This is a genomic window from Candidatus Vicinibacter proximus (assembly GCA_016713905.1).
Taxonomy (GTDB): Bacteria; Bacteroidota; Bacteroidia; order Chitinophagales; family Saprospiraceae; genus Vicinibacter; species Vicinibacter proximus.
Window position 1 is genome coordinate 1,273,814 of record JADJOE010000001.1, and the last position, 14,803, is coordinate 1,288,616.

Genomic DNA, 14,803 nt, shown 5'->3' on the forward strand with positions numbered 1-14,803 from the left:
AGTTAGTAATATTGAAGCTATTTATTAAAATTGTTTTATATAAATTAGTCAAAAATAAATTATGATGAGATACTTTATACTTTTTGTTATGGTTGTAAGCATAGATTTTTTGAATGCACAAACGCTTGATTCGGTTGTTATCAATCAGGTGGACAGTTTAATCAAAATCTCTCAAAAATTAGCAGAAAATAAAGAATATCAAAAAGCTCTGGAAGTTAATACAACCGCTGAAAATATTGGATTGAGTAGGCTAGGAAGAGAATCTGCACAGTATGGCAAAAGCTGTTTTAATCGGGGAACAATACTTCAGCTTTTAAAAAAATTTACTGAGGCAGAAAAGTGGTATATCGATGCGCTAGAAATTAGAGAAAAAGTGCTCGGCAAAGAACACCTAGATTATTTAATGAGCCTCAATGCCCTTGCAGGTTTATACATGTCTACCGGAAAATATGAAGATTCCGAATTTTATTATATAAAATCCAAAGAAATAAGAGAAAAATTATCAGGAAAGTTAAATCAAGACTATGCTACTCTAATTAGTAATTTAGCAAATGTTTACAGGCTAAAGAACGAGTTGGTCAAAGCTGAACCCTTGTTTGAGGAGGCTCTAAATATAAGAGCAAAATTGTTAGGTAAAGGACATCCAGATTATGCAAAATCATTAAATAATTTGGCAAACTGTTATGTTAGCCTTGGTTATTATAGGAAAGCCGAACCACTATATTTAGAAGTTAAAGATATTAGATTAAAAATTTTTGGAAAATACCATATAAATTATGCATCAATACTGCATAATTTGGGTAACTTTTACCACTTGCTTGGAGATTTCACAAATGCTGAATTATTTTATTTAGAATCTTTGGAAATTAAAACAAATTTGTTTGGTAATAAAAGTCCAGAAAATACAATTACATTAAATAATCTCGGTGTACTTTACTTTGATGTTGGTAATTATCGCGCTGCAGAGAAGATTTATTTAGAATCCCTTGAAATAACTGCTTTAAATTACGGAAAGGAAAGCCCAGATTATGCGACTGCACTGCACAGCCTGGCTGGCCTTTATACGGCAAAGGGAGACTTTTCTAAAGCAGAGTCACTTTATTTGGAGACATTAAGAATTCGGAAAGGGACTATAGGAAATGAACACCATGATTATCTTACAACTCTAAATAATCTTGCAGTCCTTTACAAAATAAAAGGAGACTATGTTAAAGCTGAAGATATTTATACAAATGTTATAGAATTGGCAGTAAAATCTGTGGGCAAGGAAAATCGTGAATATGCTAGTTACCTAATTAATTTAGCTAACCTATACCAAATAAAGGGAAATCTTGAAAATGCTGAAATGATTTATTTAGAGGCCTTAAGTATTAAGCAAAAAATATTAGGGAAAGAACATCCTGAGAACGCTTTCGCTTTAGAAAATCTCTCACAAATTTATAAAACAAAAGGAGATTTATCAAAAACTGAATCATTACTACTAGAGTCTAAAATTATTAGAGAAAAATCACTCGGAAAAGAGCACCCTGAATATCTTAATTCAATTTACAATTTAGCAGATTTTTATTCAAACTCACAACAAGTTCAACAAGCCCTAATTTATTATCTAGAAGGAAACCAACTCAATAAATTGCTGATACAAAAGGCATCTGCTTATTCAACAGAAAGCCAAATGGTATCGTACCTAAGTTTGTTTAAGAGAAAACAATCAATATTCCAATCATTTGCTTTGGATAACATACAAACCAATTTAGGTAGTGAGTTGTATAATAATTCTTTATTTTATAATGGGTTACTGATTAAAAATTATAGTCAAATTGTCAATCAAATTAAGAATACAGATAGTATGAATCTTAATCTCTTTAGAAGTTGGCAAGACTCCCGTAAACTCCTTGGGCTGGAACTATTAAAACCATTATCAGAGCGAAAATTCGTCAATGAATTAGAATCTAAAGCAGAAAAATACGAGAAACAATTAACCTTGAACATTTCATCCTTTAAACAATTAAATCAAGAAGTTACATATAGGGATATAACCAGTAAACTTCATGCTGGTGAAGCTGCGGTTGAATTTATTAACTTCAGTTACGCCAAACCTGAATTTACTGACAGTACAATTTATGTTGCTCTAGTTTTAATATCTGGATGGGATTCACCAAAAATATTCCCTCTTTTCGAAGAAAAAATTCTGGATTCCCTCTTGCATTCCACCTCAGATCGAAAGGCTGATTATGTCAACAATTTATACTCACTTACAAACCGTGGTGCAATAGCCATCGATGCTCCCAAAAAATCTTTATATGAAATACTTTGGAAACCACTTGAAAAGGAATTGACAGGAATCAAAACTGTTTATTATTCTCCAAGTGGATTGCTGCACAGAATAAATTTGGATGCAATACCTATTTCCGATACTGAAACCCTTGCAGATAAATATCAGTTGATTGCTGTCAATAGTACCCGTCAATTGGTCATTCCTGATCAGGTTAAAATTGTTAATAGCGAGGCGGTTTTATACGGAGGCATCCTTTTTGAGCAAGATAGTATTTTAGAAGTAAAAGAAGCTTTATTGACTAATCGCACACTGGGCAGTCTGACATTCTCTTCTGTTGACTCATCATTGAAAGGCGGCACTTGGAATTATCTTCCATTTACAGAACGCGAAGTGAATGCCATAGAAAAAACCATGGAGGCTGCTGGGGTAAAAACCAATTTGAAAAAAGGCTATCAGGCCACTGAAGAATCATTCAAAAATATCGGTGCAAATAACTCCCCTTCACCTAGAATTCTACACATAGCAACCCACGGTTACTTTTTCCCAGATCCTGACCGAACGATTTCTGCCGCAGGCAGAATGTCGTACGACAGTACGGCAAGTGAGGGAACAGCGAAAGCGGCTTCTTCAAAGCCAAAAGTGAAACATGGAATAAATGAACCCATATTCAAAATTTCCGATCATCCCATGTTACGAAGTGGGCTTATTATGGCCGGCGGCAATACAGCATGGCAAGGTAAGAAAACATTGGAAGGAAGGGAAGATGGAATTCTTACTGCTTACGAAATCTCACAAATGAATTTGTCCAATACTGAACTGGTAGTTCTCTCTGCATGCGAAACCGGCCTTGGGGATATTCAGGGCAACGAAGGTGTATACGGCTTGCAACGCGCATTTAAAATCGCTGGGGTAAAATACCTGATTATGAGTTTGTGGCAAGTGCCGGATAAACAAACATCCCTATTGATGACTACTTTTTATAAAAAATGGCTGGAAGATAAAATGACGATACCGGATGCGTTTCATGCGGCGCAGAAGGAATTGCGGGAGATAGGATTGGATCCTTATCAGTGGGCTGGATTTGTGTTGGTGGAGTAATTATTTTTTCATTCTCGCTCTCCTTCTCCTTCTTTTTCATTACACTCTGAATGCCGACAAGCGGCGCTTCGTCAGCGTTTGTATCAGTGGAATAATTGAAGCCATGATTTAATTTTAAAACCTTATCCAGGTATCCATATTTAAATGTGATAGATCAATAGATGGATATCTTAATTAAAAAATTTCGATTTACAGAATATTAAATAACTTATTATAAGATTCTTACCTTAGCTGTTAAACCAGAATTTATTATTTTCTGAAATGGGCTGGTTTTTAATTTTTGTAAATTATTTTGGATGAAGTATCTTTTCAAGCTAGTTTTATTATGCATTGGATATTCAGCAATTGGTCAGGCTACCTTGGACTCAGTAATTTTTAATAAACTGGATAGTCTGTTAACTATTTCCAAAAATTTAAGAGAAAAAGGAGAACTGTCTAAATCCCTTGAGGTTGCACTTGCAATTGAAGATGAGGCCTTGGAAAAATTTGGTAGAAATTCTTTAGTCTATGCTAACTCTTGTATAAATTTTGGAAAGTGGCATTTAGCAAAAAGTGAGCACCAGGAAGCAGAAAAACGGTATTTCGAGGCCATTGATATTTTTAAAACGCTTTATGGAGTCGAACACAATCTTTATGCAAAAGCACTAAATAATTTGGGCGTTTTGTATTATTGGATGGGTAAGTTTGAGAAGTGTGAACCCATTTATTTGCAAGTTCGGGATATTCAGGAAAAGGCAGTTGGAAAGAATCATATGGATTATGCAGTAAGTTTAAATAATCTGGCCTTGCTCTACAAGGAGTTGGGCCGTTATGATAAAGCAGAGCCATATTATATAGAGTCCTACTTGCTGTTTAAGAAAATCCTGGGTGCTAATCACCCACAATATGCAAGAAGTGTCACCAATTTGGGAGTATTCTATTTTGTAATTGGGAATTTTGAAAAGGCTGAACCTTTGTATTTGGAGTCAAAAGAAATAAGAGAAAAATCTTTAGGGAAAAAACATCCTGACTATGGTGTAAGTTTGACAAATCTTGGAACACTTTATTCTGAAATGGGTAATCTACAAAAGGCGGAGAGATATTTTTTAGAGGCTACACAAATTTTTGAAAAGGTTGTTGGCAAAAATCATCCGCAATATGCCCAAAGTCTTTACAATTTAGCTTCATTATATAATCAATTGAATAAAGACAATCAAGCATTAGAATTGTTATTGGAAGCGAAAACTATTTTAGTCAATGAAATAGGAACTAAACATCCGGACTACGTAAATTGTATTCAATTGCTAGCCCATGCCTATAAAGCCTTGCAAAATTTGGAGCAAGCTGAAATATATCATTTGGAAGCATTAGAAATTCAGAAGGCAATTACTGGTGGTAATCATAAAGGCTATGCTAAGGCTTTGATTGATTTGGCAAAAATTTATATGAGCACCGATCGAGATTCACTTGCAGAACCTTTATTGTTGGAAGCCCAATCCATTTTCAAACAAGAGCTTGGAACAGATTATTCTTCATATGCTTCAACTGTAATTAACTTAGCATTATTTAATGAAAAGAGAAAAAATTATCATAAAGCAAATTGTTTATTCAATGAATATGTAGACCTTGATCAGAAAAAACTCATTCAGTCTGTTCACTATTTGTCTTCTGAAGAGTTGAATAAATATGCTGAAGTGATTAGTAATCATTCCGAAACTTTACTATCTATTAATTTTAGACGTAATACACTTGGTGTCAATACAAATGAATTAAGTAAAACTATTTTAAATCTGGCTCTTTTTCAAAAAGGCTTTGTACTAAATGCAGCAAGCCGGTTGAATCTATTGACAAATGAGGACAATGAGTCTAAAGAATTGAGTGCATTACTACAGAGTTATAAAAGGAGGATTGTTAAAGAGTATTCAAAAAGCAATGCTGAGCGAAGGAGTCAAGAAATTATAGAATTAGAAGATAAGATCAATGAAATTGAAAAAGAATTAGTTCAAAGTGTGTCAGGCTATTCTGAAGCGATCAGTCAGGTTAAATGGGAAGAAGTCCAAAATAAATTGCATCCTGGTGAGGCAGTTTTAGAATTTGTACACTTTAAATTGGATTTTCCAAAGGAAACAGATAGTGTGATTTATGCGGCGATTTTGTTAAGAGAAAGAGATTCATCAGCAGTTTTTATTCCTCTTTTTGAGGAAAGGCAATTAAGTTTGTTGTTAAATACATTTCCAGCAGATGCCCAGTTAGAAATTTATGCGAGTCGGGGAGTTTCACCAATTAATGTTCAAAATTATTCAAGCTTGTATGATTTAGTCTGGAAGCCTATTGATCCATATATGAGCAATATAAATAAAATTTTTATGACCACTTCAGGTTTGCTTCACCGTTTGAATTTTAATGCATTGGAGTTTACAAAAAATTCAATTCTGGGAGATAGGTATACCTTGGTTCAACTTGGCAGTACAAGACAATTGGTTCAAACACAGAACAAGATCTGGAATCCAACAACTGCTGCATTGTTTGGTGGAATAGACTACAATATTAATGCAACAACAGAATCTTCAGATCTAGATTCTCTATGGCAATCAAATTTAAATTCCAATACTAACGCTTTAAAAAGCACAACACTTCCGACATGGAATTTTCTACCTGGAACTGATCAGGAAGTTAGTGCCATTCATGATCAATTTATACACGGAAAGGTACCTGTAGTAAAACTTCGTGGACCAAATGCCACAGAATCTTCCTTTAAGCAAATGGGAAAAGGAAATGCCTCTCCTCGGGTTCTTCATATTGCAACACACGGTTATTTTTTTTCAGATCCTCAGGAAAAAATAATGGATAATGATTTAGATATTACCTATCAAGCTACTTTAAAGTATAATAAACAACCAATGTTTCGATCAGGCTTGATTTTTGCTGGAGGAAATAAGGCATGGCAAGGAAATAAACCTAAGGATGGGGAAGAAGATGGAATTCTTACTGCATATGAAATAAGTCAGATGAATTTATCCAATACAGAATTGGTAGTACTCTCAGCTTGTGAAACAGGACTCGGCGACATACATGGCAACGAAGGAGTGTATGGGTTACAACGCGCTTTCAAAATAGCCGGAGCAAAGTATATAATCATGAGTTTGTGGCAAGTTCCTGATAACCAAACCTCTTTATTAATGACTACATTTTACAAGAAGTGGTTGGAAAATAAAATGACTATTCCGGATGCATTTCATGCGGCGCAGAAAGATTTGCGAGAGATAGGATTGAATCCATATCAATGGGCTGGTTTTGTTTTAGTGGAATGATAATTGGTTGGAAAAGGAGAGGGGAGCGTTTTTAACCCATATTGATAAAAAAATAAACTAAAATGAGATACTTTATATGTACACTACTCACTGCTTGTATGGGACTCTTGAATGGGCAAACTGTTGATTCAGTCGCGATTAAGCAAGTGGACAGTCTCATCAAGGTTTCAGCTTCTTTTGCTGAAAAGAGAGAATTCGAAAAAGGACTCGAAGTCAATGCCATGGCAGAAAAGCTTGCTTTTAATAAACTTGGCAGAGAGTCAGCAGCATATGCAAGATGTGCATTCAATAGGGGTAGATTGAATCTTAACATAGGTGATTACTCTGAAGCAGAAAAATGGTTGCTTGAATCCAAAGCCATTCGCGAGAAAGTGCTCGGTAAAGAGAATGCCTCTTATGCGTGGAACTTATACAGCCTTGCTCTCTTGTACAAAACTATAGGTCAGTATCGAAAAGCTGAACCTCTATACCTTGAAGCTTTAACCATTCGTGAAAAAGTACTGGGCAAGGAACATCGTGATTATGCCTCAAGCTTAGAAAGTCTTGGAAACCTGTATCTTGCATTAGGCAATTACCAAAAAGCCGAGCCACTCTACCTGGAATCCAAAGCCATTCGGGAAAAAGTGTTGGGCAGGGATCATCCCCATTATGCCAATAGCCTGGGTAACCTTGCAATCCTTTTCTATGAAATGGGCAACTACGAAAAAGCTGAACCGCTCTATCTTGAAGCCATAGCCATACGGGAAAAAGTACTGGGCAAGGAACATCCGGAATATGCCAATAGTCTGGACAACCTGGGAGTGCTGTACTCTGAAATGGGCAGATATAAAAACGCCGAACCCCTTTATATTGAAGCCATGGCCATACGGAAAAAAGTGTTAGGCGAGAAACATCCGGATTATATTTCAAGTCTTAACAACCTGGCAGTTCTTTATGATGACCTGGGCGACTACGAAAAAGCTGAACCCCTTTATCTTGAAGCCAAAGCCTTTTTGGAAAAGATACCCAACAAGGAGCATCTCGATTATGCCTCCAGCCCAAACAATCTGGGAAATCTGTATTATGAAATGGGCAAATACGAGAAAGTCGAGTCTCTACACCTTGAAGCAAAAGCCATACGGGAAAAAGTGCTTGGCAAAGAGCATCCCGATTATACTGCAAGCCTGGAAAACCTGGTACGATTATATGAAAGGCAAAACCGATTTTTAGATTCTGATCCTCTGTTGGATGAAGCGTTTAAGCTATCTCAAAAAAGGACTTTAAATGTCACCACTTTTTTATCAGAAAATGAACTCGCTAAATACATGAGAAAATTTCGATACAGCGGTTCCAATTTGTGTGCGTACCTCTTTGCACGCAAAAATAGTGAATCACCGCCCGGAATACTACCGAAATTGGCTTATGACCATGCTCTTATGTATAAGGGATTTATTTTGTCCGCTGCTTCCAGGCTGAATTCCTTAGCACTTACTTCACCTACAACAGAAGAAATCAACCTTCGTCTCAAAGACTATCGCCGCCTGCTTTCTGAAGAGTACACAAAACCCATTGCAGAGCGAAATGGAATCGCAGAACTGGAAGATAAAGCCAACCAAGCTGAAAAAGAACTTGCCCGATCAGTTGCAGGTTATGCAGAAGCTCTCCGACAAGTTAAGTGGCAGGAGGTAAGAGCAGGTTTAAAACAGTCGGAAGCTGCAATTGAGGTTGTTCATTTTAAAGTCAATTTTCCGGAGCGTACAGACAGTATTTTGTATGCGGCTCTTTTAATTATGCCCAATGTGGAACAGCCCAAATTTGTACCACTTTTCGAAGAAAAATCTATGGACTCTTTGTTGCATACCAAATCAGAACGCAAAGCAGATTATGTAAACGCACTATACACTCTTGCTGATCGTGGCGCACTAGTCAAGGAAACGCCAAAGAAGTCATTGTATGAAATGCTCTGGAAACCAATTGAAAAAGAAATATCCGGAATCAAAACCATTTACTTTTCACCAAGTGGATTATTGCATAGAATTAATCTCGACGCGATTCCTATTTCCGAAACTGAGACACTGGCGGACAAATACCAATTAATTGAATTAAACAGTACAAGGCAATTGGTCATTCCTACTCAAATAAAAATTGCGAACAACGATGCAGTTCTCTTCGGGGGTATTCAATTTGAACAAGACAGTATATTGCAAAAGAATGAACCTTTAGTTGCTTCACGATCCAGAGGTGAATTGTTCTTTCAAAATGTCGACTCTACATTAAGAGGAGGAAGCTGGAATTATTTGCCGGGTACAGAAAGAGAAGTCAATTCCATTGAAAAAATTATGCAAACTTCCGGAATGCACACCAATTTGAAAAAAGGATATGAAGCAACGGAAGAAACTTTTAAAAATATTGGGGCAAACAATTCTCCTTCTCCTAGAATTTTACATGTTGCAACACATGGTTATTTTTTTCCTGATCCTGACCGAACGATTTCTGCCGCAGGCAGAATGTCGTACGACAGTACGGCAAGTGAGGGAACAGCGAAAGCGGCTTCTTCAAAGCCAAAAGTGAAACTTGGAGTAAATGAACCCATATTTAAAATTTCCGATCATCCCATGTTACGAAGTGGGCTTATTATGGCCGGTGGCAATGCAGCCTGGCAAGGCAAGCAAACTCTGGAAGGCAGAGAAGATGGTGTACTTACTGCCTATGAAATCTCCCAAATGAATTTATCGAATACAGAATTAGTTGTTTTATCTGCTTGCGAAACAGGACTCGGCGACATACAAGGCAACGAAGGAGTTTATGGCCTGCAACGAGCCTTTAAAATCGCCGGTGCGAAATATCTAATCATGAGTTTGTGGCAAGTTCCGGATAAGCAAACTTCTTTATTGATGACTACTTTTTACAAGAAATGGCTGGAGGAAAAAATGACCATTCCGGATGCATTCCATGCTGCCCAGAAAGAATTGCGTGAGATAGGATTGGATCCTTATCAGTGGGCAGGGTTTGTTTTGGTGGAGTAGTCCTTCGAGAATTAGTTTTATTTTGAATTATAGTCAATATTTTAAAATGAAGTACGCATTTACTTTTTGTCTGGCAATACTAGTGCACACTATTTCTGCCCAAACACTTGATTCTGTTTTCATCTGGCAGGTGGACAGCCTTATCAATTGATTTAATATTTTTACGCTAATCTAATACAACAACTTTTTTTGTAAAATTCTTGCCATTATTTAAGTGAACGCTTATAAAATATAAGCCAGAAACAGAAATATTTTCAATTTCAACTAATTGTTTATTTGGAGTAATGTTTCTCGCATTGCACAAATGTCCATTACTGTTATAAATATTAATACGGTTTACAATGTTGCTTATAATTTCAATTTTAACTATTTTATTCAATTGAATTGAAGCTATTCTTATATAATCTTCTTGTTTGGGTGGAATTTCAATTGATTTTAATAGCTTTGCGTCTATTTTGTATAGAAAAAAATTTATTCGGGTACTCTTTCTATCCCAGTCAGGGTAAATAATATCATTTGAACAAACTAACTTTTTACTCAACGTATGACCTAAAATAAAGAAATCTCCATTTTTTTTTTGTAAAATCTTGCTAATAAATTCAGTGCTATCTCCTTGAAAGTAAAATTTTCTTACCAATTCACCATTGTTATTGATGAAGTAAGTTAGAGCATCGAAATCCCCTTCGCTTTGAGTTACTTTATTATTTTCTTCATGTATTTGTTTCGTAAATTGGCCTCCTAAGAAAATGTCATTATTATTTACATTTCCAATTATACTGAATCTTTTACTTCCACTGCCTTTATATTCTTTATAGCTTTCGAGATTTAATAATTGGTCAAATCTAGCAATAAAAGAATTTTCAAGACCAAAACTATTTGCGATTGCTTTATTATTTATCACAAGTTCATTGTAATAATTACCGACAATATCTATTGAATTATTGTTATTGATATTTATATCTGTAAAAATTCCGCTAGTAGCTGCAAATTTACTCAATGTAAGATCTTCTTCAAATTTTAATGCTAATCCATAACCATTTGATGATTTTGGAAATAGTATACTATCTTTATTACAAATTAAAAATGGACTATATGTATCAACTAACAAATATAAATTTCTATTGTCAGAGCTGATGAATTTTAATGGGTAGCTATCTTCAAAGCCAATGAGTGTAGTAGCAGCTTTCAAATTATAATTGCTCCTAAGTAATTTAATGAGAATTATATCTTTTTCATTAAATGATGGCTTTAATCCATTGAAAATATTAGAATCAATAACTGCTGAACCAATAAATTGTAAACCTATATTAATATAAGATTCATCGATAAAAATACTAGACCATTCCCAACCTCCTCCAATTAATTTACATAAAACTAAATCACGCGTATTGAAATCAAATTTGAACAAATAAGTTGGTTGTAATATATTTATGTCATTTGTATAAAATGTGTCTTTATAAAAAATTGTATCAAAATTTGTTAATATAAAATAGTATTCATCATTAAATAAATAGGATCCAATGATATTGATTCCCTCTTTGCTATAAAAATGAATATTATCAAGGATTTGCTGATTAGTATCAATTCTAGTAATATATATTTCCTTTGATCTTCCAAAAATTGGCCTTGGATTACTCAATGGTTTTAAAACGCTATTTAGTATTTCGACAGAGTCAAAGGAAGTAGACTGAACTAATATAATGTCTCCGTTTTCATTGATTTCCGAATAAGTTGGTTTTATCGAAGTATTTAATGTTTGGTAAAATTGTGCTTTTATTTCTATAACCACAAATATTAATATGTAAACAAGGTAATATTTAAAATTCATAAAATGGATTTAATTGTAAAAAGAATTGCGGATCAACCTAGATTGATCCGCAAAAATAAATTTTACAGTTTTAAAAATTTGATCGATTTATTAAATTCTTTGTTCTTTATATTTAAAATAATTACTCCTTTGTAATCAATATTCCTTAGATTTAACTTAAATTCCGTATTAGTATTGCTATTGACTTGACCCTTCAGAAGTAAATTTGAGCTGATATTATAAATTGTATATTCAAATTGAGAAACAGCATTTCTAAATTTTATGGTTGTTTCATCAGTACATGGATTGGGGCTCACAAAGATTGACACTAAATGTTTGTCATTTTCAATAAAACTATTTCTTGGTAATGCATCATTTCCAGTGCCTGGATAAATAAATCTTTCACCACCAATAACTTGGTAGGGAAAAGTCATCTTATAATGCCTTATGTCAAATACATATGGTTTTGAAATTCCATTTCCTTTTGAATAAATATCCATCAAATAATTGTAATCTGATATTAGATTTAAATTACAAAATATAGCTGGAAAACTTGTAATATTAAATAATCCAGATTCTGGATCTAAAATAAATCCACTTCCTTGCATTCCACCTGCTATCCATAACGATTTTAACGGCTCTCTTAAATTTACAGAAATTGATGCATTGGTTAGAGTGGGATAAAAGTGCGGCAAAAGGGCATCTTTAATTTCTACACATGATGGAGTTGGAGTGACAGTTTGTATTATATCTCTAACATAAAGAATAGCTGTATCTTGGTTAAAACCTGAAGTTGAAAAAATAGTAACATTTTTCCATATTATATTATTATTACACTTGACATTTTCGTTTATATTTGAAACTTCATTACAATACATTGGGTCTTCAGTTGACTCAATTCTTGCTAACAAACAATAGTGATGTTTATCATTATCATTAAAGTCATCAGGATTAGGAGGTATCCAAGGGATAGTAACTACTGCTTCTTCGCCTGCTTCTATCCCTAATGTAGCTAAATTTACTGTATTTACAAGACCTGAAATTTGTTTTCCTGATATTGGATCAATAGAATATTCCCAATTAAGAGGCCATTTCAATCCAGTTGAAGCTTTTGACCAGTAAACCTTTAATAGAGCATTAGAAGTAATATTGCAACCCCTTCCTCTCACTCTAACTTTAATATAATTTTCCTTATTCTGAGAATTTTTTCTAAAGATAGGATTGTCATGATAAAATAAATTGTCGTTTGTTGGTCTGACCCAAATATCTTCAGAAAGCCACATATCTTTATTAGTAGGATTAATTTCTACACCAAAGTCTTCTAAATTATCTTTCATATATAGATCTACACCGCTTCCGTTAAATATTAATGGAAGAAATTTGTCTCCGTTATTTGCTGGAATATTATATGTTTTACTAAAATGACTCCATATTATGCATCTTTCCCAATCACTGTAATTTAAACCATTCGGACCTGTTACATCAAACATTGCAGTTGCAACATGGGGTTGGGCTGTATATCCATATTTAATATTAGCTAATCCTCGAAGTATCATTCTGTCTGTTTTTTCTTTGCCAATATCATTATATATTTTTAAAAGAACGCCTGATAATATAGTGCCAAAGTAATGAGGACTGCAATTGCAATTCATGAATGGACTAACATATGTTATATTCATTAATGTAGAATTTGCGAATCGATCAGTTGATGGATACATCCCAGATGGAACTGTACCAGGATTATGATTTGCCCAACGAAAAATTCCATAAAATCCGTCTTCATAATCCTTAAATTGATTTTCCGCATTGACTTCTGATAAAGCCCAATAATCGGCAACTCCTTCCCCTACACCTTCAGCACCTAGTGACAAGTAACTTTTACCTGGAGGGGGTATCCCCGCGAGTGAATGATGTATAAAATGAAATCCTTCATGTAGAATAACCATAGCATCTTCTCCATGGTCAGGGTTTGCTTCATTATGCCCATTATCTCCATCTGCTAAGGTTACAGTAGTTCCATTATAATGTGAATTGCTGCCGACTTCATGTGGATTAAAGTAAACAAAATTTGAAAATGATTGCAAACCTCTAGCATAGTCGATAGTTTTATCTAGAAAGTAATAGCACATAATAGCTTCAAATCCATCCTGGTGTCTTTTGAAATCAAAAAATGGTGAATTGGAAGTATACAAGTTAGGGTTATAAATTTTTGCATTATTGCCAACAAGGGAATAAACATTGCCATTTTGGGATATACCTAATAAATCTACAATTTTATAAAAAGGATCAAAAACAGGATTATTTGAGTTGTTGTTATCCATTATACCATTATTACCATATTTATTATGCGACGCTGATAATGGGTCAGGGTTAAATATCCTACCTGTACCATCTACATACATAATGTTGGATTTTAACTCTAAAATTTTACCTGTATTTGCATCTAAATATGCAAACCATTTACCATTGGGATTCTTGGTTTCAAATTGGGTAAAATATGATAATGTCGCACAATTGTTATAATGGTATATCATTAATAAAGATTCTTCCTGCTCATTAATTAGCGAAGTTTTAAAATGTTGCATTAAAATACTGCTTACCATATGTTTTGTTAAACTTGGTGCTATATTTATGTCCCAATTAATAGGAATTGTATTCTGAATTATTGAATTTAATCTAGATTGTTCGTCAAAACGTAAGATAAATTGATTACCATCAACAGGTAAATTTTTATAAATCTGATTAAAAATAACAATATTGTTTTCTATGTCATTTGTACCAAATTTCAATACTAAATCAGAACATTCTGTAAATTTAAATAGATTCCAATTTGAATTTAAATAGCTTAATGCTTTCTCCTTAAGAGTTGATCCTGGTAGATCTAATGTTAAGTTAATTTTGCTCAAGAGGGCATTATCGGATCCTCTAAATATTTGAGCCTCTTCTGATATATTTTGAGTATGTACTTTATCCCTACTAATTTCAAAATTCTTATAGGGTACGGCAATTTGGGAATAGAGTAAGAATGGCAATTGCAATAAAATTAACAAAAACCTAAATACAAATGAATTTTTCATAAATTCTAATTATAAAGGTGATAAAATAATTAAGAACAATCCAAATTCAATGTAAAAGCCTTACTTTTGCGGCCTTATTTTCCGATAAGAGGGCCTGCGTCCCCATTTCGATGGGTGGTCGTGGGCTTTTTAATTGTCTCTTGACTGTTTATATCCTTAATTTAACGTTTTGTTAATTGATTTAGTTCTTGAAATTAGAATTAACACAGGCATACTTTTTCCCTGACCATGCGGGTGACGAATTTTCATTT

General features: G+C 34.1%; 5 protein-coding genes. 3 read left to right on the forward strand and 2 right to left on the reverse strand.

All coding sequences use genetic code 11. The features are described 5' to 3' along the window. Window positions 1-61: 61 nt before the first annotated feature. The 3 genes from IPJ83_04995 (at window position 62) to IPJ83_05005 (ending at window position 9,668) form a co-directional block, all read left to right on the forward strand. Window positions 62-3,373: a CHAT domain-containing protein gene (locus IPJ83_04995; protein ID MBK7879899.1), complete on the forward strand. Its 3,312-nt coding sequence runs from the start codon at window positions 62-64 to the stop codon at window positions 3,371-3,373. Window positions 3,374-3,669: 296 nt separating this feature from the next. Next, on the forward strand, window positions 3,670-6,663 hold the full coding sequence (locus tag IPJ83_05000; protein MBK7879900.1) for a CHAT domain-containing protein: 2,994 nt from the start codon (window positions 3,670-3,672) through the stop codon (window positions 6,661-6,663). A gap of 62 nt (window positions 6,664-6,725) precedes the next feature. Then, window positions 6,726-9,668, forward strand: a complete 2,943-nt coding sequence (locus IPJ83_05005) for a CHAT domain-containing protein (protein ID MBK7879901.1) — start codon at window positions 6,726-6,728, stop codon at window positions 9,666-9,668. Between the two features lie 166 nt (window positions 9,669-9,834). Here IPJ83_05005 and IPJ83_05010 read toward each other — a convergent pair whose 3' ends face one another. Both IPJ83_05010 and IPJ83_05015 read right to left on the reverse strand, forming a co-directional pair. Next, window positions 9,835-11,496 carry a T9SS type A sorting domain-containing protein gene (locus IPJ83_05010; protein MBK7879902.1) on the reverse strand — a complete coding sequence of 554 codons (1,662 nt, stop codon included), beginning with the start codon at window positions 11,494-11,496 and terminating at the stop codon, window positions 9,835-9,837. A 62-nt stretch (window positions 11,497-11,558) separates the two neighbouring features. Continuing rightward, window positions 11,559-14,552: a hypothetical protein gene (locus IPJ83_05015; GenBank protein ID MBK7879903.1), complete on the reverse strand. Its 2,994-nt coding sequence runs from the start codon at window positions 14,550-14,552 to the stop codon at window positions 11,559-11,561. Between the last annotated feature and the right edge of the window lie 251 nt (window positions 14,553-14,803).